The organism is Labrys sp. ALF-8 (genome assembly GCF_059699065.1).
The window spans coordinates 1,239,183-1,261,271 of record NZ_AP048538.1 but is presented as its reverse complement, the minus strand read 5'-3'; the positions used below and the strand labels follow the sequence as shown (position 1 = coordinate 1,261,271).

Sequence of the window (22,089 nt, the reverse complement as noted above, 5' to 3'; positions counted from 1 at the left end):
ATGGAAAACTCCATGTCCGATGGCCAGTCCGGCGCGACGTCTCCCGCAACGCCAAGCGCCTCGACCATGTCCGAGGATCTGCGCACGGGGGCGCTGATCTACCACCGCCACCCGCGGCCCGGCAAGCTGGAGATCCAGGCCACCAAGCCTCTCGGCAACCAGCGCGACCTGGCCCTGGCCTATTCGCCGGGCGTGGCCGCGGCCTGTGAGGCGATCCATGCCGATGCGCGGGAGGCCGCGAACCTCACGGCCCGCGCCAATCTCGTCGCCGTCGTATCGAACGGCACGGCCGTGCTCGGCCTTGGCGACATCGGCCCGCTGGCCTCGAAGCCGGTGATGGAGGGCAAGGCCGTCCTGTTCAAGAAATTCGCCGGCATCGACGTCTTCGACATCGAGATCGCGCCGAAGAACGTCGATGAGATCGTCACGGTGGTAGCGGCTCTCGAACCTACCTTCGGCGGCATCAATCTCGAAGACATCAAGGCGCCTGAGTGTTTCGAGGTCGAGCGCCTGCTTCGCGAGCGCATGTCGATCCCGGTCTTCCACGACGACCAGCATGGCACGGCGATCATCGTCGGCGCAGCGGTGCGCAACGGGTTAGAACTGGCCGGCAAGTCGATCGCCGATGTGAAGATCGTGGCATCGGGAGCGGGGGCGGCGGCGCTTGCCTGCCTCAACCTCCTGGTTTCGCTCGGCGCCAGGCGCGAGAACATCTACGTCTCGGACATCAAGGGCGTGGTCTACAAGGGTCGCACCGAGCTGATGGACCCCTGGAAGGAACCCTACGCGCAGGAGACCTCGGCCCGAACCCTTGGCGAGATCATCGAGGGTGCGGATGTCTTCCTCGGCCTGTCGGCCGGCGGCGTGCTGAAGCCTGAAATGGTGGCCAGCATGGCGCCACGCCCGCTGATCATGGCGCTCGCCAATCCTTTCCCGGAGATCATGCCGGAACTCGCCAAGCAGGTGCGCCCCGATGCGATGATCTGCACCGGCCGGTCCGATTTCGCGAACCAGGTCAACAACGTCCTTTGCTTCCCCTACATCTTCCGGGGAGCGCTGGATTGCGGCGCCACGACCATCAACGAGGAAATGAAGCACGCAGCTGTCGAAGCGATCGCGGCGCTCGCCCGGGAGACGCCGTCCGATGTGGTCGCCCGTGCCTACGGAGGCGAGACGCGCCGCTTCGGCGCGGAGTCGCTCATTCCCTCGCCCTTCGATCCCCGCCTGATCCTGCGCATCGCGCCAGCCGTGGCGCGCGCCGCCAACGAGACGGGCGTCGCCACCCGGCCGATCATCGATCTCGAGGCCTATGCCGAGAGCCTGACACGCTTCGTCTTCCGCTCCGGTTTCCTGATGAAGCCTCTCTTCACGGCGGCCAAGGCCGATCCGAAGCGCGTGGTCTATGCAGAGGGCGAGGATGAGCGTGTGTTGCGTGCGGCGCAGGTCGTCCTGGAGGAGGGGCTCGCCAAGCCGATCCTGATCGGTCGTCCTTCGGTCATCGAGACACGCATCCAGCGCTTCGGGCTCACCATCCGGGCCGGGCGGGACTTCGAGGTCATCGATCCCGCGGACGATCCTCGCTACAAGGATTACTGGTCGCTCTACCACCATCTCGCCGGCCGCGGCGGCGTCACGCCCGATACGGCCCGCACCATCGTGCGCTCCAACACCTCGGTCATCGCCTCGCTGGCGCTGCATCGCGGCGATGCCGATGCGATGATCTGCGGCCTGGAAGGCGCCTATATGCGGCACCTGCGCTATGTCAGGCAGATCATCGGCCTGGCGCCCGGCGTGCGCGATTATTCGGCCCTGTCGCTCGCGCTGACGGCGAAGGGAGCGTATTTCATCTGCGATACGCAGGTGAAGCCCGATCCCTGTCCCGAGGAAATCGCGGAGATGGCCATCCTGGCGGCGGAGCATGTGCGCCGTTTCGGTCTCGATCCCAAGATCGCGCTGCTGTCGCATTCCGATTTCGGCACCTACGATACCGAGTCCGCCCGCAAGATGCGCGGAGCGCTCGACATCATTACTCAATTGCGGCCGGACCTCGAGGCGGATGGCGAGATGCAGGCGGATACGGCGCTGTCGGAATCCCTGCGTGACCTCAAGCTGAGTTCCTCCCGCCTGCGCGGCGAGGCCAATGTGCTGGTGATGCCCAATCTCGACGCCGCCAACATTGCCTTCCAGCTCACCCGCATGCTCGCCGATGCCCTGCCCGTGGGGCCGATCCTGATCGGCGCCGCCAAGCCGGCCCACATTCTCAACCGTGCCATCACGGTACGGGGGGTGGTGAACATGACGGCGGTCGCTGTTGCGGAAGCACAGGCCGCCCAGGGCTGAGATCGGCGCCTCGTCTCCGGTAGCGCTTCCTGCGCGGGCAATCAGTCTGCCCGCGCGTCCACGGTGACGTTGTTCCTGATCTGGTCGAGCAGCCGGTCGGCCCCGCCGAGCACCAAGGGGGCAAGGGAGATCGGCCTCTTCGCATGCATGTCGATCCGCAGGCGAGCAGGATCGGCGAGGAACAGTTCGAGCGCGGCCGATATTTTCTCCGCATTCACGGCGCCGAGCAGCCCCGTCATCCTGGCAGACGCTAGCGCGGCGAGTCCCTTCGGCAGTTGCTGAACATCCACATTGTTTTCGTGGGCTGAAATGTCGAGCATCTTGCGGACGCTGCCCCGCTCATCCAGCCCGAGCGAAAGGCTGCGGATATCGGCGGACAGCAGCGCCGCATAAGAGCCGGCTGGATCCAGAAATACACTCTTAGGCACATTTCCGAGCCTGCCGTCGACGGACAGCTTCGCGAATTGCTCGATCTCTGCCGATGTTGGCCCCAAGGCAAGGGTTCCGTCTGCCTCGTTCCATGCAAGATCGGCATCGGCATTGATGACGATCGTATCGATGCCGAGCTTCCTGAAGGTTTCCCGTCCTCCCGCATCGTTCAAGGTCCGTGCCTGCCCCGAGAGGCCCTTGAGATGGAGGCTCAGCCGGGAGGGCAGCAGGCCCGTCCATTGTGGAGCGTCCAGAGTAAAGCCTTCGATGCGGATCGGCCCCTGATCGGCGGTCTCGCCGCTGAAATCGCTCAAGGCGAAGCCGGCTGCGCGCAATTGAGGATAGTCCGCCAGGGAGATTGCCTTCGGAGGCGTGCCGGCCTCGATGGCGTCGAGGAACTTGTCGAGGTTCCCGACATTGAGGCCCCGCAGGGATACGGATCCCATCGTGAAGGGCTGGTTGTCATCTTTCGACACGCCCGCGAGATCACCGAGGCGGATCTCGCCGACGCCGCTTGCCGAGATGGATTCGATCCGCATCAAGCCGGCGGAGACGGGCTGCTCCTCGTTGCTCCTTATGTCCAGGCCTTCGAGCATGATGCTGTCCAGGGAAAAGGCTGGCGCAACGGCCCTGATGAGGCGGACGATTTCCGCGGGATGTCCGTCCGCATAGGAGGGGTTGGCGCCCAATTGCCCGAGCGTGGCAGCTATTTCCGACGGCTTGCCGCCGGGAGGCGCAAGCTTCAAGCCGGAAATGGTGACTTTCCTGACATCGCTGGTGCCGTCGGGCTCGACGAAATGAAGATCCCCGATCTCGAAGGTATCCCACACCGTCTTCAGGCCGGGCGCCGCCTTCGCCGCGCGTATATCGTCGAGCCAGTTCGCATAGGGGCGGAAGTCCGCACCCGTGACAAGCAGGCGGCTCAGCGCAAGCTGCACGCGGCCGTCGCGAAGACCGGTGATACGTCCGGTCGCGACGCTGTCGAGCTTGCCGCTGTCCAGGCCCGTCAACACGACGTCGCGGTATTCGGCATTGCGGTCATCGGTCTTGAACCGGATCTCGGGAATCTCGATACGTCCGGCCTTGATCGCCAGAAGCATGTCGACAATCGGCGGAAGTCTGCCAGGGGCACCGGCAGCCGATAGCGATGCTTCGTCCGGGACGAAGCCGGTTATGGCATGGAGCGAGGCATGGGGAATCTCAATTGCGGCGTGGTCGCTGCCTGCCAAATTGAGAGTAGCTCCCTCGATCTCAGCGTCGCTAGCCGCAAATTGGCCGTTCCCGCGCTTGACGGCCTTCAGGGTGAGATGCGCGACATGGATGGACAAGCCGTTGGAGGAAATGTCGACATTGTCGAGGACGCTCGTTCCCGAAGCTTCGTCCGAGGACGTCGTGCCGATGACAAGGCCTGGCTCTCGGGCAGGGCCGGTATCCTGAGCATGGGCGCCGCCAGCCACGGCCAGGGAGAGCAGGGCGGGAACGATCCGCTTTCGCAATGCCGTATGAAAGGAAGGCGAACCGGCGAGGCGCGGCAGGCGAATCATCTGTTGTCCTTGTCGAGGCGGAGAAGGCGATCGAGCCGGCTGTAGATCGAAATTTGCGCCGCGCGAGTCAACCCGCGAACCTGCACTCCGATCCGCGATCGCTCACCTCAACCCAGCATCTCGGCCAGACCACGAACCGTATTCCAGTTTCGGAGCGTTCCCGCGCCCAGCCGCCGGGTGGATAGGGCACCAAGCAGGCGGGATTGGCTGGGGCGGTCGTGGAAGGAGACCCACAGGTCGCCGTTTACGATCTGGAGCAGTTCCGCCGGTGCGCGATAGGGTTCCAATATCCCGCTCGCCTCGGCGGGCAACGGCGTCCGCATGACGCGCAGCAAGACGAGGCTGCCGTCACGCTCGGACGCTTCGGAAAAGGGATTGGCAGCCGCGGTCGCGCCCCATGAACGGGCTTCGCGAACCAGGATATCGACGTGCTTGCCGAAGCGCATCCGGAAAGCCGTTTCGAGCCGGTCTTCCAGCGAGTGCACACTGGCCGCCGATGTTTCGAAGACGAGATTACCCGTGGATGCCAGCGTTCGCGGCGCGGCGAGGCCCATCTCGCCTGCCATCGCGCGCAGATCGCTCATGACGACCCGGCGCTGCGGCGTCAGCACGACGCTATGCAGAAGCGCGACATAGGCGGCCATAGGCTCCCCGGCAGCGCTTGCGGTGGCCCGTTCTCACGCCACCGGCACCGGCTGGAACCGCGTCTCGATGGATTCGATGTCGGCGCGGGTCGGCAGCTTGGCTTCGTTGCCCAGATACTGAATCGCGTGGGTGGACGCGGCACGCGCAAAACGGAAGTGCTCCTCCCAGCGCGAGAGCGGGCGGCTGAGATAGGAATACATATAGGCACCATGGAAGATGTCGCCGGCACCGTTGGTATCGACCACGGCGGCCTTGGGTACGTTCAGGGCCGGCAGATGCTGCACCTTGCCGCTCTCGTCATACCAGAGCATGCCGCGTTCACCCGCAGTCACCCCGGCGATCTTGCATCCCTTGTTCTTGAGATAGGCGAGCATCTCGGTCTCGGTGAGATGCATCTGCTCGCACAGGCGCTCGGCCACCACCGCCACGTCTACGAAATTTAGCAGTTCGTCCGTGTTCGAACGCAGGCCACCGCCATCGAGCGATACCAGCCGGCCGAGCTTCCTGAATTCCTTGGCATAGTAGAGCGCCGCGTCGGCGAGATGGCCGTCCAGATGCAGCGCCCGGCAATTGCCGAGATTGAGGTGGGGGTAGGGGTGTAGATACTCGTCGTCGCGTGCGCGCACGATGGCGCGCTTGCCATCCTTCGGCATGATGAAGGAAAGCGAGGAGCGCCGCACCTTGCGCGGATGGACGGAGATGCCGTACTTGGCGGCCATGTCCATGAACATGCGGCCGAGCCAGTCGTTCGAGTTGGTCGTGATGAGATCGGGAATCACGCCCAGCTTGGCGCAGCAGAAGGCAGCCGTCGTAGCGTTGCCACCGAAGGCGACGGCGTAGTCCTTGGCGACGGACTTGTCGTCGCCCTGAGGCATATCGTCCGCGATGAAGGTAACGTCGATATAGGCATGGCCGATGAAGAGCGCTTCCATCGCTTGTCGCTCCGAACGAGATCACACAACCATTCCCGCTTAATGGTCATGGCCCTCCGGCGCAAGCGGCCTCTTCGCAGTTGCGAAGGCAGTTTTGCCGCGAGAAATCCTCTTACAAATAGGGGAAACCGCTGCTGGAACTTGTTTTCGTCGGGGAAGTTTGTATGTCGGTGTCATTCAGCTTGGGTTGAGTCGGTAAGGGAAACCGCCGGCGGGGGCTGGGTGTGGCTACGACGGAAGCAAGGGCAAAGCTTACATCGTCATTCATCTCCGGTTCATGATGTGCATGATGTAAGAATTGGGCTTTGCTCGCAGTTGTATCTGTATATGGTTGATGCGGATCGGCGTTCACGGAGGAACTCTCATGAAGAAGCTTTTGGTCGTAGCAGCTGCGGGACTCCTGCTCGCTGGTTGCTCGGAATATTCGCGGTCTGACCGCGCGCTCGGTGGCGCTGCCATCGGGGCCGGCGGCGGCGCTCTGATCGGTGGCCTGGCTACGCATTCCGCGGGCGGTGCCGTGGTCGGCGGTGTGCTCGGTGGTGCTGCCGGCGCCATCGTCGGCGCTGAGACGACCCCTCGCGCCTGCACCCGCCGTTACTATGACTACTACGGCAACGTGCGTTATCGCCGTGTGCAGTGCCCGTAAGGATACTGGCTTTCAGGCCATCGTCTGACTAGATTACACCCGCGCGGCATGCCTGCGTGGGTGTTTTTGTTTGGAAAGGCCCGTATATCTTGCCGCTGCCGGACTTCAGCGCTCTGACCTGGGCCTATTTCTATTCCGAATGGGCTATCCGGATCATCATGATCGTGGTCGTGCCCTTCCGGCGCACGTCCGAGGCCGCGCGAAGCTGGCTGCTGCTGGTGATGTTCCTTCCCTGGCCCGCGCTCGCGCTCTATCTGCTGATCGGCCGGGCTACCTATCCGCGCTGGCGGCGCAAGCGCTTCGATCGCCTGCCGATCATCCTCAAGCTGTCGGCCGACAAGATCCTGGAACTCACGGAGGTTGCCAGCGAGAAGCTGCCGCGGCGTTTCAGCCGCGCCGCTATCCTGATCGAGAAACTGGGCAAGCTGCCTGTCCTGGAAGGGACCAAGGCTGAGTTCCTGGCGGATTATTCCCACATGGTGGATCGCCTCGTGGCCGATATCGATGCCGCGGAACGCCATGTCCACCTGCTGTTCTACATCTTCGCCAGCGATGCGGTCGGCCAGAGGGTCATGGAGGCGTTGGGGCGGGCGCAAGAGCGAGGCGTCACCTGCCGTGTCCTCGTCGATGCGCTCGGCTCGCGGCCGTGGGTGCGGGAGGTTCGGGCCAAGCTCATGGACTATGGGGTCGAGGTTCATCCCATCCTGCCCATTACCTTCTTCCGCCGGAAGTCGGCGCGTGCCGACCTGCGCAACCATCGTAAGATCGCGGTGATCGATGGACAGATCGCCTATGCGGGTTCGCAGAACATCATTGCCGCCCGCACGCTCATCGATGCCGGTAACCAGGAACTGATGCTGCGGCTTGAAGGGCCCATCGTCCTCGAACTGCAGGCGGTCTTCCTGGCCGACTGGTTCCTGGAGACGGATGAGGCACTGCCGGTCGACAGCGTGATGTCGCCGATGCCCGCCGCCGGGACCGTAACGGCACAGGTCCTGCCGAGCGGTCCCGACTACCGGGTCGGCGGCATAGAAAGCCTCATCGTCACCGCCATCCACTCGGCTCTGCAGCATGTGGTCGTCGTCACGCCTTACTTCGTGCCGAGCGAGCCGGTGCAGAAGGCCATGCAGATCGCTGTTCTGCGCGGTGTCGACGTCCATCTGGTGGTGCCGAAGGTATCAGACCACAAGCTGGTTCGCTTCGCGCAGGAGTCCTACTACACTGGCCTGCTGGCCGTCGGCGTGAAGATCCACCTGTTCCGGGACAAATTCCTGCACGCCAAGAATGTCTCGATCGACACCGATCTTTCCCTGATCGGCTCCAGCAACATGGACATGCGGTCCTTCGTGCTGAATTCCGAGATCACGGTGGTGATCTACGACCGCGAGATCGGCCAGCAGCTGCGGCGGATGCAGGAAAGCTACATCGCCCACAGCGATCTGCTCCAACTGGACGTCTGGCGCCGGCGGCCCTGGATCCGCAAGGTTGCGGAGAATCTCGCACGCCTCGTCAGCCCGCTTCTGTAACCCTGCGCGCGGCGCTCGCGCCCTGTGCGCAGGTCCAGGCCAGTGCCGCGATGATGATCGTTGCCGCCGCCGCGACATAGAAGATGCCGGCGAGCGAGGTTGCATGTGCGACGACGCCCAGCAATGGCGGTGCGGCCAGGAGGCCGGCATAGCCCATTGTGGAAACGGCGGCGATCTGGACTTCGGGGCGAGGCATGGCGCCTGCCGCGCTGAACAGGACCGGCACGACATTGGAGAAGCCTATGCCGGTGAGGGCATAGCCGAGAATGCCGATATATGCATTGCCGGACAGCGGTCCCAGGAGCAGGCCGACAAAGGCGAGGACGCATCCCCAACGAACCAGCGTGACGCCGTCGATATGCCTGCGGATGGCATCGCCGAAGAAGCGCATGGTTGCCATAGAACCGGCAAAGGCCTGGTAGCCGACATTGGCCAGCGCGGGATCGGCGCCGATATGCTCGCGCAGGAAGATGGCGGCCCAGTCGAGCACCACGCCCTCGCCGCTGAAGGTAAGAGCGGCCATCAGGCCTATGAGGATTGCGAGGTAGGCCGGCCTCAGCGAGCCCGAGCGGTGTCCGCCGGCGGCTACGGTGACCCGGCCCGCCCCGAGCCCCCTCTGGCCCCAGGCAAAGATGATGAAGAGGAAGGTCGCCATCACCAGGGCCTGGACGGAGCCGTCGGTCCACTTCAACAGCAGGGTGGCAAGGCCCGCGCCCACGAAGCCGCCCAGGCTCCACATGCCGTGGAAGGAAGACATGTAGGGTCGTGCCGCTTCCTTCTCCACCCGGGCTGCGTCTGCGTTCATGGCCACATCCATGCAGCCGCCGCTGGCGCCGAAGAAGAAGACGATGGCACAGAGGAGCGGAGCATCGGGCGCGAGCGGGATCAGGGGCATGAGGGCGCAGAATATGAGACCGCTCATGCGGATCAGGGCTGCCGTGCCGAGGCGCTGGATGATCCAGCCGCTGCCGGTCATGGCGATGACCGCGCCGGCGCCGAGCATCAGCAACGCCGTGCTCAGCACGATGGGGTCGAGGCCGAGCCGGATCTGCGCGAGCGGGATCTGCGTGGCCCAGACGCCGTAGAGCGCGCCGTTGACGAAGAAGATGGCGGCGGTCGGATGCCAGACCGGCCAGCCGGTGAGGGGACGCGTGGTATCAGGCAAGGTGGATCTCCACGCCGCTGTTCGAGTAGCGCTGCAGGATGGTGTCGGAAACCCCGCGCTCCGTGATCATGTGGTCGAGGCGGCTGAATGGGGCGACCTTGTAGGCCGAACTGGTGTCGAGCTTGTCCGCCGTGATCAAGGCAATCACGGAGCGGGAAGCGGCGACCATGGCCCGCTTCAGGCAGGTATCCTCATAGTCCACGGCTGTCACCCCATCGATGAGGTCGACGGCGCAGGCGCCGAGGAAGCAGAGGTCCGGCTTCATTCCGGCCACCTGTTCGAGGGCTCCAGCGCCGCTTGCGCTTCGCGAGGAAGGGTCGATCATGCCTCCGATCAGCATGAGCCTGGTCCTGGTCAAGCCCCGGTCCAGCGCCGCAACCGCGATATCGGGAGAGGGCGTGATGACGGTAAGGCCAGCATCGATGGGCAATTGCCGGGCGAGCATCAGGTTACTGGTGCTCTGGTCGAGCAGAACGACCATGTCCGGTGCAACGAAAGGGAGTGCGCGAGCCGCAAGCTGGGTCTTCTGGGACTCGTTGGTGACCACCCGTCTGTCAAAGCGATGGGAAGCTTTCGATTTTCGCAGGGCGCCGCCATGGACCCGGTCGACGAGACCGGCATCGGCGAGTTCGCGCATGTCGCGGCGAATCGTGTCCTCGGAAACGCCGAAGTCGAGGGCTGCCTGCGCGGATGCAATGCGGCCGTCCTGCTCGATCCGTTCGAGCAGCAGGCGCTGTCTTTCGGCGGGGATAAGGCCGCCATCGAGGAGGATGTCGGAATCCATGGGCGATCAACCTTCCGTGTGTGCTTGCCTTATGTCGCGTCATGTTGCGTGAATCAAGTGCAATCGTGCAAATAAACGCAAAAACAAGCGCGCCTTCCTGCGCAAGTTTACGGCGTGGCCATGCCTGCCTGCATGCTTGAGGATGACTCTCGACAATGACCGGCTATAGTCGCGGCGGAGAGTGATTCATGGTTGCACAATCCGGCGGGCCTCCTGCCGACGAGCCGAGCAACGAACCCGACAAGGCCGGGCAGTCCGAACAATCCATGGGTGGGCTGCTGTTGCAGCTCAACATGATGGCCCGTGCCTTCATAAACTCGCCCCATCGCAACCAGTTGCTCCTCCTGATCGTCGGCGTCTTCCTGGTCATCGCCGTCACCGCCTATTTCCAGATCCTGCTCAATGCCTGGAACCAGCCCTTCTACGATGCGCTGGCGCGCAAGGACCTGTCCGAGTTCCTCCAGCAGATCCTCGTCTTCCTGGCCATCGCCGGCGGGCTGCTGATCCTGAACGTGACGCAGACCTGGCTGAACTACATGGTCAAGCTCAAGCTCCGACAGGGGCTTGTGGAAGATCTCATCAACCAATGGATGAAGCCTCGTCGGGCCTTTCGTCTCGCCAACTCCAGCAAGATCGGCGTCAACCCCGACCAGCGCCTGCATGAGGATGCCCGTCATCTGACGGAATTGTCGACGGACCTCGGCATCGGCCTTCTGTCGGCCTCCATCCTGCTGGTCAGTTTCATCGCGGTGCTCTGGAACGCTTCGAGCGGCTTCGTCTTCGAGGTCTATGGCTACAGTATCGCCATCCCCGGTTACATGGTCTGGGCGGCCGTCTTCTATGCCATCACCGCTTCGCTGCTGTCGTGGCATGTCGGCGGCCCGCTGATCAGCCTCAACGCCGACCGCTATGCCCGCGAGGCGGAGTTTCGCTTCTCGCTGGTGCGCGTCAGCGAGCATGTCGACGCCATCTCGCTCAACAACGGCGAGAAGGATGAGGAGCGCCAGCTCAACCTCGACCTCAAGGCGGTGCTGATGGCGATGCGGCGCCTTGTCACCGCCACCACGAAGCTTGCCTGGGTGACATCCGGCTATGGCTGGTTCACCAACCTTGCCCCCTTTCTGGTGGCTGCACCGATCTATTTCGCCGGCAACCTGACCTTTGGTGGCCTGATGCTGGCCGTCGGGGCCTTCAACCAGGTTCAGTCTCAGCTTCGCTGGTTCGTCGACAATTTCAGCCAGATCGCCGACTGGCGCGCCACGCTGCTCCGCGTCGCCAATTTCCGCCATGCGGTCACCGAGGTCGACAAGCTGCAATCCAATGTCAGCCGCATCGAATTCTCCGAATCCGAGGACAGCGAGATCAAGCTCGACGGTCTTATGATCGAATCTCCAACGGGGCGGACCAGGCTTCAGGAGCAGAAAATCGAGCTCAAGAGCGGGGAGAGGATGCTGGTCGTGAGCGAGCCTGGAACCAACAAGACGCTGTTGTTCCGGACCATCGCGGGCCTGTGGCCGTTCGGTGAGGGGAGTGTCAGCATGCCCAAGGGTGAGCAGGTCACCTTCATGCCGCGCCGTCCCTATCTCCCGCAAGGCAGCCTGCGACAGGTGCTTTCCTATCCCCAGCCCGTCGCCAAGTTCGAGCAGGACGATTTCAAGAACGCCCTGACGGCGATCGGCCTCGGGCATCTGACATCCGATCTTGACCGCAATATCCGCTGGGACAAGGATCTCGGCGACGAGGAGCAGCAGGCACTTGCCTTCGCACGCCTCGCCCTGCAGAAGCCGGCGTGGATCGTCATCGACGAGGCACTTGAAGGACTGGATGAGGAAACACGGGAAAAGGCCTACAGGATCATTCAGAACGATCTGGCCAAGTCCGCGATCATGCATATTGGCCGGGTGGGCGCGAAAGCCGAGGTGTTTCCCCGGACAGTGCATCTGGTCAACGACCGCGGAGATGTCGAGGCCGAGGAACCGGAACCGGCCGAGGACACCCGACAGTCCTTCTGGGGATTTGGAAATGACATATGATTTCAAAATGAAATCATGACTTCTTGAACTGAAACATCAAAAACACAACGCTGACGGGCGGAAGCATCGACATGGCGAAAGACAAGAGCACGAAGAAGAAGGCTCCCAAGGGTGGCAAGGACGGCGGAAAAGCCGTCTCCAAGGCGGCAGAGGGCAAGGGCGTGAAGTCCGGCCTCTACACCGCTGCCGATCTTGCCGATCTGACGGACGATGATTTGCTGGAGGCGGTGCAACGTCAGACCTTCCGCTTCTTCTGGGAGGGGGCGGAGCCTGTCAGCGGCATGGCCCGGGACCGCACCACCCGCACGGCCGATACGCCCGGCGACCTGGTCACGACCGGTGGCACCGGCTTCGGGATCATGTCGATGATCGTGGCGATGGAACGTGGCTGGATTTCCCGGGAGGAGGGGCTGGCCCGGCTTGTCCGCATCATCGACATCATCGAACCCACCACCTGCTTCCACGGCGCCTATTCACATTTCATGCATGGCGAGACCGGCAAGGTGTGGCCGTTCAGCCGCAAGGATGATGGCGGAGACCTGGTCGAGACGGCGTTCCTGTTCCAGGGGCTGCTTTGCGCGCGCCAATATTTCGTTGCTGATACCCCCGCTGAAAGGCGCCTGCGCGAGCGCATAACGGGGCTTTGGGGCGAGATCGAGTGGAACTGGTACACCCAGGGGCGGCATTCGCTCTACTGGCACTGGAGCCCCAACAACGGCTTCGTGCTGGATCATGACATCCATGGCTGGAATGAGTGCCTGATCGTCTATCTGATGGCGGTATCGGCGCCGCGCTACCCTATCGATCCCGCTGCCTATCACCGTGGCTTCGTCCAGGCGCGCGACTATGGTGCGCCACGCAGCTATTACGGCATCGAATTGCCGATCGGCCCCGATCGCGGCGGGCCGCTGTTCTGGGCGCATTATTCCTTCCTCGGCCTCGATCCGCGCGGCCTGAAGGACGCCTATGCGGACTATTGGCGGCAGAATGTGGCGCATACGCTGATCAATTATCAGCACTGCGTCATCAATCCGCACGGTCACGCGGGTTATGGTCCGGACTGCTGGGGACTGACGGCGAGCGACGATCCCGCCGGCTACGACGCCCACATGCCCAGCAACGACAATGGCGTGATCAGCCCGACGGCCGCCCTGTCCAGCTTTCCCTACGCCCCCAGGGAGGCCATGGCCGCACTGCGGCATTTCCTGAGGAAATATGGCGACAAGATCTGGGGCCGCTTCGGCTTCGTGGACGCGTTCTGCGAGGGAAAGGACTGGTTCGCCGATACCTTCCTCTCCATCGACCAGGGGCCGATCGTCGTGATGATCGAGAATTATCGCACCGGCCTGATCTGGGATCTTTTCATGAAGATACCGGAGATTCAGGCCGGCCTGCGGAAACTCGGCTTCGAAAGCCCGCATTTGAAATAACCGGGGAAGAGCTCCAGGCTAAGCCTTGCCGCCGAGATTGCGCACCAGGACGGCTGCCAGGATGATCATGCCCGTCAAGATGTCCTGAAGATAATTGGGCACGCCGAGGACGGTGAGCCCGTTGGCCACGACCGTGATGATGACTGCGCCCAGCAACGTGCCGAGCGCATTGGCGTCGCCGCCGCGAAAGGCGGTCATCCCCAGGAACGCCGCCGCGTAAGCCTGCAGGAGGAAGCCGTTTCCGCCCGTCGGTTGGGCGCTGCCGAGCCTGGCGGTCAGCAGCAGACCCACCACGCCGGCGAAAAGGGTACAGGCGCCGAACCCGAGGACCGTGGTGGAGATCATCGGCACTCCGGTGAGGCGTGCAGCCTCGCGGTTGCCGCCGATCGCGGCCATGCGCCTGCCGGCCTCGGTATAGTCCAGCACGAAGATCGACAGGAGGGTCATGGCTATCGCCCATATCGTCGGCACCGGAATGCCCGCAAGCGTTCCGCGCCCCATGTCACGGAAGGCGATCGGGATATTGCCGAACAGCGTCGCACCGTCACTGATCCAGAAGGTCGCGCCTCCGACGATGGTGCCGATGGCCAGGGTGGCGATGAAGCTGGGCACCCGAAGGCGCGATACGAAATAGCCGTTCACGCAACCGACAGCGGCGGAGGAAGCAAGGGTGAGGGCAATCGTCTCGGGCATTCCCCAGCCCAGCTTGAACAGGCTGACGCAGAGGATCGCTGCCCAGGATACCACCGCCCCGACCGACAGGTCGAACTCCGACAGCACCATCACATAGGTGGCACCCAGCGCCACGATGGCGAGGAGCGACGATTGCTGGGTGATATTGACGAGGTTGGAGGCCTTGGCAAAGGAGTCCGGCGAGAGAATCGCAAAGGCCGCCATGATGGCGGCAAGCCCGAAAAGCGTGCCGAAACGGGCAGGGGAACTCATGCGCTCCTCCGGTTGCTGTGGGACAGGTCCCCGAAGGTCGCTCCCAGCACCTGCTTGCGGTCGAGGGCCGCTGCAGGGGCGTCGAGCACGATTGCGCCGCCGGCCATCGCCACGATGCGGCCGGCCAGGGCAAACAGTTCCTCGATATCGCTGGTGGCGAAGATGACAGTCGTGCCGTTCCTGGCCAGCGTGCGGCACAGATCGTGAATTTCCGCCTTGGACCGAACATCGACGCCACGCGTGGGCTCATCGAGCAGGTAGAGATGCACCTTGTCGCTGAACCAGCGCCCAACCAGGATTTTTTGCTGGTTGCCGCCGGAAAGCGTGCCGATGCGATCAGCGAGGCGGCCATATTTGACGTTCAGCCGCGCGAGCATGCCACCGACGCGCAGGCGCGCCTTGGACCAGGACAGGATCGGCAGGCGAGGCACGGCGCGGGCCATGCCGAGGCGGGGCAGGAGCGTATTGTCGAGGATGGACTGGTGCAGCATCAGACCCGCATTGCGCCGGTCCTCGGGCGCAAAGGCCACACCGGCCCTGATACGTGGGGCGATGCCCCGGGTCGGCAGGGACACGCCGTTCAATATCATCCGGCCGCTTGCCTGGGGCCGTGCTCCCCAGATTGCCTGGAGCAGGCTGGATCGCCCGCTGCCGACCATGCCGTAGAGGCCGATGATCTCGCCTTTCGCCGCCGCGAGGTCGACTGGCCTGCGGTGACGACCGGCCGAGAAGGCCTGCAGTTCCAGCATTGTCCCGCCTTGCACTGCCGGGGCGCCGGCGGGGATATGGCTGAAGGCTTCACCCGCCATCCGGGCGACTACCTCCTGCGGGGTCGTCTGGGAGAGCTTGCCCGTGCCGACGGTAAGGCCGTTTCTCAGGATCGTATAATCCTGCGCGAGTTCGAAGACCTCTTCCATGCGATGGGAGACGAAGATGACGGCGCATCCCGAGGCGGCGAGATCGGACACCACCTTGCGCAGCGTTCGTGCCTCCTTTTCGCTGAGGGAGGCCGTGGGCTCGTCGAGCACGAGGATGCGGGCATTGTCGACCAGTGCACGCAGGATCTCGACAAGCTGGCACTGAGCGACCGACAGGTGACGAACCGGCACGTCCAGCGGCAGTTCGATGCCGAGCCGTTCCCGAGCCGCCGCCAGTTTCCGATGCATGCCCTTCCAGTCGATGAGGCCGAAACGCCGAGGGTATCGTCGTCCGACGAACGCATTCTCGTAGGCCGTGAAGGCGGGCACGAGGTTGAGTTCCTGATGGACGAAACGCAGCCCCGCCGCCTCGGCCTGGCGCGGAGTCTGCGGTGCATAGATCTCACCGGCGAGCCGGATTTCGCCGCCGTCCGGGCGGTAGACGCCGCAAAGCACTTTCAGGAGGCTCGACTTGCCGGCCCCGTTCTCGCCAAGCAGGGCATGGACGCGGCCGGCCGCAACCGACATGTCCACGCCGTCTAGGGCGCGCACGCCGTCGAAGTGCTTCCTCACCCCGGTAATCTCAAGCATGCGCGTGCTCGCTCAGGGGCAGTGCACGCCGAGACTGTCTCGATCGATCACCTTCGCGTCGACCTGGATCTCCTGCTTGCTCACGGGCTTGCCAGCCAGCGCGTTCCCGATCTCCGCGACGGCGGCATGGGCTATGCCGGGGAAGTCCTGGCGTACCGTGGCGACCAGGTTGCTGCATTGCTTGATGAGGTCCACTGCCTGCGGATTGCCGTCGATCCCGGCGATGATCATCCGGGAATCGGGGGCATCGGCCTGCTGTGCCAGAACTGCGCCGATGGCCGGTTCGTCCCAGGCAGCCCAGACACCGTCTATCTTGTCGCCATACTGGCGAATGAAGGTCTCCATCGCCTTCCGGCTATCATCGATCGGGCCCGGTACCTGGACGTAATGATCGGCGATGACCTTGATGCCTGGATTGGCGGCGAGGGCCTTGTCGAGCGCGAGTTCACGCTGGTGAACGCCGGGATGAGCGGAGTAGTAGAACTTGACGATGTTGCCCTTGCCGCCAAGCTGCTTGAACAACTTATCCGAGAGGATTGTTCCCAAAGAGAAATTGTCCGTCGCAATGCTCGCGGAGATGCCCGGGGCGAGGGCGCCGTCAAGCGCGAAGACCGGGATCTTCTTGGCTGCGGCAGCCGCTACCTGGTCAGCGATCTGGTTGGGATCGACGCTCACCAATACGATGGCTTTCACCCCCGCATTGGTGACGTCTTCCACGCGGCTCGCCAATTGCTGCATGTCGCCTCGCGTATCGACGACGTTGACGCTCCAGCCCTTGGCTTCCGCGTCCTTCCTGAAGGTGTCGACGATCTCATTCGTGGCAACGGAGGAGATGTAGGGCGTAAGCACCGCGACATCCTCGGCCTGGGCAGTGGAGGCGAGAAGGCCGGCGAAAGTCGCGGCCAGAACGGAAATGCCAAGTTTCACGAGGTCCTCTCCAGTTTGAATCCTGTCAGCTCAGGTCTTGCGCGATGCTCCGCGCGAATCCTGACGCCGAGAGATAGGTCTGATAGCGCCGTTCGGCGCGGGCGACATGGGAAATTCGCGGATTGACGGTCGCGCCTTCCTCAAAGTCCTGGACAGGTGCGAGATCGGCACCGAGCGTCAACATCCGATAGGTGCCGAGCGCCGGCATGTCCTGGCTGGCGGTGGGAGCACGGACCGGTCGGTTGAGCGCATCCGCGATCAATTGGAGTTGCAGGGTGCCGCGGGCACCGCCACCGATCACGGTAAGGGGTATAGGCGGAAGATTGGCGGCCTCGAGATTATGGCGGACGGCGAACGCGATGCCTTCCAGCACCGAGCGGCAGAGCGCACCAGGGCCGTGACTTTTGTCCAGGCCGATGAACGCACCGCGGACGGCCTGATCTTCGAAGGGGGAGCGCTCACCGAGAAGGTAGGGAAGGAAGATCGGTGCCGCGCCAACCTCGCCCGCTTGCAGCAGCAGTTCCCCGAGAGGGAGATTCGTGAGTTCAGCAAGCCAGTCGAGCGCCGAGCCGGCATTGAGCATCGGCGCGATCACGATGGCCCGCTCTGCATGGCAGGGATCGGACAGGGTGTAGGTATCGCGCGGGGGCCTGGCATCTTCGAGCCTCATGGTGGCTGCCACCCAGCCCGTGGTCCCCAGATAGACATAGGCCGAATTCAACTCGTCTGCGAAGGCGCCCCATGTGGCGGCAGCCCCGTCGCCGGCTCCGTGGTAGACGGGAACCCCGGCCGGCAGGCCGAGTTCGTGTGCCGGCTGCGGGAGCAGGACGCCGGCGGAGACGAAGGCCTCGCCGATGGTGGGCAGTTGCGTCGGGCCGATGCCGGCGGCCGCCACGAGGTCTGGATCCCAACGGCCGGCACGGATATTGTAGAGACCGGTCGTCGTCGCCGTGGTCGGATCGATGACGGCCTTGCCTGTCATTCGATGGATTACTGCGTCCTTTGCGCCGAACAGAACGGTGCCGGCTTCGGCGAGGCCGCGCCCCGGGAAGAAGCGATCCAAGTGCATCAGTTTCAGGATGCAATGCGCGGGATCGAGCTGATTGCCTGTACGGTCGCCATAATCGGCGGGCAGGCGCGAGCGCACGGCTTCTATGTCGTCGGCACTGAGACGTCGGTCGGAATAAAGGATGGCCGGCCCTAGCGGGCGGCCGTCTTGCGCGAGTGCGATCACGTTCTGCATCGAGCCCGTGAGTCCCACGGATCCGACCGCCTCGCGATGAGGCAGCCTGGCGACGGCGAGGCAGGCAGCCTGCCACCAGTCCTCGACATTCTGCTCCACGGAGCGGTCGGCGTCGGTCTGGGTTGCAAGAGGTTCTGAGGCAGAGCCGACCACAGTGCCGCCATCGCCGAACAACACCGCCTTCAGGGCGGAAGTGCCGACATCGAGGATCAGAACATGTTGGCGCACACCATTGCCCTTCGTCTGCCTGAAACACGGGCAACGCAGCCGATCGGCAAATTCATAGCCAGCGCAAATCAGTGTTTCAACCGTTGGATGGCGACCCGCATTCGAAGGCAGCCGGGGCTGTGCGCCCCTTGCGGGTCCTCTATCGCAAGCCGCCGTCCACGGTGAGACATTGCTTGGTGATCATGAAGCTGTCGTCGGCCGCGAGGAACAGGACTGCTCGTGCGATATCTTCCGGCAACAGGGAGCGCTTCATGCATTGGCGGTCGATGAAATTCTTCATGTCCTCCTCGCTTACCCATAGCCGTCTTTGCCGTTGGGTGATGACGGCACCGGGCGCAATGGCATTGACGCGGATGTTCGAGGGACCCAGTTCGCGGGCGAGCGAGTTGGTGAGACCGATGACGGCAGCCTTGGCGGTGGTATAGGTCGTCATCGGTCCGGATCCTTCCATCCAGGCGACGGAGGAGAAGTTGATGATCGATCCCGCGCCCAGTTCTCGCATCTGCCGGCCCGCTGCCTGGGCGGCGAAGAACTGATGCTTGACGTTGAGGCCCATGGTGCGCTCCCAATCCGCCTCGGTCACTTCGTCGACGGGCTGGCGCATGTCGTTGGCGGCATTGTTCACCAGCACCTGGATGGGCCCGAGCCTGTTTCGGACTTCGAGAATGGCTGCGTCGAGCGCGTGGACATCGAGCAGGTCGCACGAAATGAAGAGAGGTTTTTCACCTTTGACAGCAAGGCGTTCGGCAAGATTTCTCGACTCATCTTCGAGGATGTCGACGAAGGCGACTTTCGCGCCTTGATCGACAAAGGCCTCGACCATGCCGGCTCCGATGCCTGAGCCGCCGCCGGTGATGAAGGTGACGCGATTTCGAAGACTTGGGAAACGGGCAGACGGCACGAGAGCGAACCTTGCTGAAATGACCATTGGAGCCGGGGCGGGATCGCCCGCGACCTGTCTTCTGATCAGGCAATGGCCTGACGATTGGCATCGAGCGATTGGCGCGAGCCTGTAGCCAACAGTTCCAGATCCGAGGTCGTCGTCAGGATCAGGACGCCACGTTCGATCAGTGCGCGCTGGTCCGCCGGCCTGGTGTTGATGCCGAGGCTAACCGGCACGCCTGCCTCCCGGGCTCGATCGATTATCAGGTCGATCGCGTTCTTGTTGGTGGGATGCAGGTGCTGGCGGAAGAGCCCGGTCGTGCCCGACAGGTCGTTTGGACCGATCGCCACTGCGTCGATGCCCGGCACCGCCAGGAACTCGTCGAGTACGTCGAGCGTGGCGATGTCCTCGATCTGCGGCATCACGAATAGCGCCTCGTTGGCGACGGCAACATAATCCTCGATGTTGCGATAGTAGTTGGAAGCCCGACGCGGCCCGAAGCCGCGCGTGCCGACCGGCGGGTAGCGGCAGGCGCGTACCAGGGCCCGGCATTCCTCCACGGTGCGCACCATGGGGGCCATGATGCCCTCGACGCCCATGTCGAGCACCTGCTTGATGCGGACATGATCGTTCCAGGGCACGCGCACCATCGGGACGGTTTCAGTGCCGTTGAAGCCCATCAGCGTGTGCTGCAGCGTCACCAGGTCCCAGGGGCCATGCTCCATGTCGATGAGGAGGAAGTCGAAGCCGGTACGGGCGAGGATCTCGGCGGCTACCGGGTCGTTCAAGCCCAGCCAGGCACCGAACACCGGCCGCCCGGCCCTGAGGCGTTCCTTCATCGCCCTGACCCGCGCGAGCGTTCCCCAGCCGCCGCTGACCGGAGCGCTCGTCGCCTGCAGTCCCTCTGCTTCAGACACGGACTTCTTCCTCGCGTTCGATCTTGGCCGGGTCGATTTCCATGTCGACGCCGGGCGCATGGGGCAGGTTGATGTCGCCATTCACCGGCCAGAGCGGGTTCTTCAGGAAATGCATGTTCACGGCGTTCCACTTCACCAGGAACTCCTGGTACGGGGTATGAATCGGCGACTGCGTAACGCTGAAGTGGATACCGATCGGCGTGGAATGACCATGCGGGATGGTGATGAGGTCGTGCACCGTGGCGTAGGCGGCGATCTTCAGTGTCTCGCTCAACCCGCCGCACCAATAGATGTCGGGCTGGTAGATATCGAGCGCCTCCTTTTCGATGAAGCGCTTGAAACCCCAGCGCGTATATTCGTGCTCGGCGCCCGAGAGCGGAATCCTGGTCTTGGCTTTCAGCTTGGCATGGCTGTCGATGCGGTCCGGCATGAAGCACTCTTCGATCCAGCGCGGGCGGAATTCCTCGATGCGGGAGCAGAAGTCGATGGCATAGTCGAGGTTGAGGCTCTGCCAGCAGTCGATCATGATGTCGTAGTCGTCTCCGAGCGTCTCCCGCAGCGTGCGCACGAGGGCGACGTTCTGCATGAGGCCATCATGGCCCGCCATCGGTCCGTGCCGGATGAACCATTTCTGGGCCTTGTATCCCTTCGCCTTGTATTCGAGCGCCCGCTCGCGCACCTTGCCGGGGTCGAGCACGGCGTAGCCGAGCATCGAGGCATAGGCGGGGATGCTCTCCCGCGTCGGCCCGCCGAGAATGCGCCAAAGGGGCTGGTTGAAGACCTTTCCCTTCAAATCCCATAGCGCGCAGTCGATCGCCGATATCGCCACCATCGGAATCCCCTGGCGTCCATGCACCTGCAGGCGGTGCATCTGATCCCAGAGCAGCTCGATCGCTAGTGGGTCCTTGCCCATGACGATGGGTTTCAACTGGGTGAGGATGAGATGCGAGCAGTCCTGCCAGATCGGTCCGGCCGTACCCACGACGCCCTCGTCGGTGTGGATCTCGAGGAAGTCCTGAACCAGCCGGAGGCCGCCGTCGTCGATCTGTTCGCCGCCTTCCCAGGGGCCCTGGTCACGATATTCGGGATAGATATCGATGGGGCGGACGAGGCGTTCCTCCCAGAACCTCCCTTCCGTCGCCATGGTGCCGTGAACGCGGCGGATCCTTATGCCGGTAATCTTCATTGCTGCCGATCTCCCTGAGGCTTCGGTTCGAAATCGAACGCAGACCGGCAATATCGAGGGCCCGCGCCTAGGCTTGGCCCTCCACGCTTCCGCCCTTCAGTTCGCCCATGCGGCGGAAGAGTTCGTAGGGATTGTAGACATGCAGGCCCAGGCTCGTGACGGCCTCGGCATCGCGTCCGGCTCTTATGGCCTCGACGATCTCGCGATGGCTTGCGCGCGAGTCCGCAAGCTGTTGCGGGGTACGCGTCAGGCGATAGCGAATGGTGCGCACCCGGCCGGAAATGCGGGCATAGGCCTCGATCAGTTCCCTGTTCTCGCTGGCCTTGACCAGGGCCTCGTGGAAGGCGTTATCCAGTGACTGATAATCAGCCAGGTTCGGCGTGGATTCGGTTTCGCTGAGACTGGCTACCTTGTCGAGCTGGCTTACCAGCGCCTCGCGGTTGCGTGATATCGCGATGCGAAGAGCGCCCGTCTCCAGCACCTCGCGCAGTTCGCAGATATCTCGCAGCTGGGCCTCGTTGTACTGGAAAACGAAGGTGCCGCGCTGCGGACGCACCTCGACCAGATGCTCCGTTTCGAGACGCAGGAAGGCCTCCCGTACCGGCGTCCGGCTGACGCCCAGTTGCTCGGCCAGCACGCTCTCCGAGAGCTGCTCGCCCGGCCCCAGCCGTCCGGAGACGATGAGCTCTCGGATCTCGTGGATCACCAGTTCGGCGAGGGAACGCGGACGGGCCAGGCGTTCGAGCGGGGTGAGAGCTGCCGGATTGGATATGATCAC

18 protein-coding genes are annotated in these 22,089 nt (G+C 63.5%); 5 read left to right on the top strand and 13 right to left on the bottom strand.

All coding sequences use genetic code 11. From position 1 onward, the window contains the following. Positions 1–12 precede the first annotated feature (12 nt). The gene (locus AC6H34_RS25785; RefSeq protein ID WP_497540679.1) at positions 13–2,340 is read left to right on the top strand and encodes an NADP-dependent malic enzyme; all 2,328 of its coding nucleotides are present in this window, start codon (positions 13–15) and stop codon (positions 2,338–2,340) included. A 41-nt stretch (positions 2,341–2,381) separates the two neighbouring features. Here AC6H34_RS25785 and AC6H34_RS25780 read toward each other — a convergent pair whose 3' ends face one another. From AC6H34_RS25780 to AC6H34_RS25770, 3 genes are all read right to left on the bottom strand, one after another. After that, the gene (locus tag AC6H34_RS25780) at positions 2,382–4,313 is read right to left on the bottom strand and encodes an aq_1923 C-terminal domain (protein ID WP_497540678.1); all 1,932 of its coding nucleotides are present in this window, start codon (positions 4,311–4,313) and stop codon (positions 2,382–2,384) included. A gap of 107 nt (positions 4,314–4,420) precedes the next feature. Beyond that, the gene (locus tag AC6H34_RS25775) at positions 4,421–4,957 is read right to left on the bottom strand and encodes a DUF1697 domain-containing protein (protein WP_497540677.1); all 537 of its coding nucleotides are present in this window, start codon (positions 4,955–4,957) and stop codon (positions 4,421–4,423) included. A 33-nt stretch (positions 4,958–4,990) separates the two neighbouring features. Further along, the gene (locus tag AC6H34_RS25770; protein WP_448147784.1) at positions 4,991–5,890 is read right to left on the bottom strand and encodes a sugar kinase; all 900 of its coding nucleotides are present in this window, start codon (positions 5,888–5,890) and stop codon (positions 4,991–4,993) included. 364 nt (positions 5,891–6,254) lie between these two features. Here AC6H34_RS25770 and AC6H34_RS25765 point away from each other — a divergent pair, with 364 nt between their 5' ends. Together AC6H34_RS25765 and cls are read left to right on the top strand one after the other, a co-directional pair. Further along, positions 6,255–6,536: a YMGG-like glycine zipper-containing protein gene (locus AC6H34_RS25765; protein WP_413993479.1), complete on the top strand. Its 282-nt coding sequence runs from the start codon at positions 6,255–6,257 to the stop codon at positions 6,534–6,536. A gap of 89 nt (positions 6,537–6,625) precedes the next feature. Next, complete coding sequence (cls, locus tag AC6H34_RS25760) at positions 6,626–8,062, top strand: cardiolipin synthase (RefSeq protein WP_448147783.1); 1,437 nt, start codon at positions 6,626–6,628, stop codon at positions 8,060–8,062. On the opposite strand, the gene AC6H34_RS25755 is transcribed toward cls, so the two are convergent. Both AC6H34_RS25755 and AC6H34_RS25750 read right to left on the bottom strand, forming a co-directional pair. Then, on the bottom strand, positions 8,046–9,227 hold the full coding sequence (locus tag AC6H34_RS25755) for an MFS transporter (protein ID WP_497540676.1): 1,182 nt from the start codon (positions 9,225–9,227) through the stop codon (positions 8,046–8,048). The two genes, cls and AC6H34_RS25755, sit on opposite strands and share 17 nt — an antisense overlap. Then, complete coding sequence (locus tag AC6H34_RS25750; protein ID WP_497540675.1) at positions 9,220–10,011, bottom strand: DeoR/GlpR family DNA-binding transcription regulator; 792 nt, start codon at positions 10,009–10,011, stop codon at positions 9,220–9,222. The genes AC6H34_RS25755 and AC6H34_RS25750 overlap by 8 nt, the downstream gene beginning before the upstream one ends. Before the next feature lie 266 nt (positions 10,012–10,277). Between AC6H34_RS25750 and AC6H34_RS25745 the strand changes: the two genes are divergently transcribed. Both AC6H34_RS25745 and AC6H34_RS25740 read left to right on the top strand, forming a co-directional pair. Continuing rightward, positions 10,278–12,044, top strand: a complete 1,767-nt coding sequence (locus tag AC6H34_RS25745) for an ABC transporter ATP-binding protein/permease (protein ID WP_497541282.1) — start codon at positions 10,278–10,280, stop codon at positions 12,042–12,044. Positions 12,045–12,115: 71 nt separating this feature from the next. Beyond that, the gene (locus AC6H34_RS25740) at positions 12,116–13,474 is read left to right on the top strand and encodes a glucoamylase family protein (RefSeq protein ID WP_497540674.1); all 1,359 of its coding nucleotides are present in this window, start codon (positions 12,116–12,118) and stop codon (positions 13,472–13,474) included. Between the two features lie 18 nt (positions 13,475–13,492). On the opposite strand, the gene AC6H34_RS25735 is transcribed toward AC6H34_RS25740, so the two are convergent. The 8 genes from AC6H34_RS25735 to AC6H34_RS25700 form a co-directional block, all read right to left on the bottom strand. Further along, complete coding sequence (locus AC6H34_RS25735) at positions 13,493–14,419, bottom strand: ABC transporter permease (RefSeq protein ID WP_497540673.1); 927 nt, start codon at positions 14,417–14,419, stop codon at positions 13,493–13,495. Beyond that, entirely contained in the window at positions 14,416–15,927 is a 1,512-nt protein-coding gene (locus AC6H34_RS25730) for a sugar ABC transporter ATP-binding protein (protein ID WP_497540672.1), read from the bottom strand. Before AC6H34_RS25730 ends, AC6H34_RS25735 begins: the two co-directional genes overlap by 4 nt. Before the next feature lie 12 nt (positions 15,928–15,939). Then, the gene (locus tag AC6H34_RS25725; RefSeq protein ID WP_448147776.1) at positions 15,940–16,854 is read right to left on the bottom strand and encodes a sugar ABC transporter substrate-binding protein; all 915 of its coding nucleotides are present in this window, start codon (positions 16,852–16,854) and stop codon (positions 15,940–15,942) included. A 25-nt stretch (positions 16,855–16,879) separates the two neighbouring features. Beyond that, positions 16,880–18,325 carry a xylulokinase gene (locus AC6H34_RS25720; protein WP_497540671.1) on the bottom strand — a complete coding sequence of 482 codons (1,446 nt, stop codon included), beginning with the start codon at positions 18,323–18,325 and terminating at the stop codon, positions 16,880–16,882. Between the two features lie 139 nt (positions 18,326–18,464). Further along, positions 18,465–19,226 (bottom strand): SDR family NAD(P)-dependent oxidoreductase, encoded by a 762-nt coding sequence (locus AC6H34_RS25715; protein ID WP_497540670.1) that lies wholly within the window; start codon positions 19,224–19,226, stop codon positions 18,465–18,467. 65 nt (positions 19,227–19,291) lie between these two features. Next, a complete protein-coding gene (locus AC6H34_RS25710; protein ID WP_497540669.1) occupies positions 19,292–20,125 on the bottom strand; it encodes an HpcH/HpaI aldolase family protein in 834 nt (277 codons plus the stop codon). After that, entirely contained in the window at positions 20,118–21,311 is a 1,194-nt protein-coding gene (locus AC6H34_RS25705; RefSeq protein WP_497540668.1) for an enolase C-terminal domain-like protein, read from the bottom strand. The genes AC6H34_RS25710 and AC6H34_RS25705 overlap by 8 nt, the downstream gene beginning before the upstream one ends. A gap of 67 nt (positions 21,312–21,378) precedes the next feature. Next, entirely contained in the window at positions 21,379–22,089 is a 711-nt protein-coding gene (locus AC6H34_RS25700) for a GntR family transcriptional regulator (RefSeq protein WP_448147771.1), read from the bottom strand.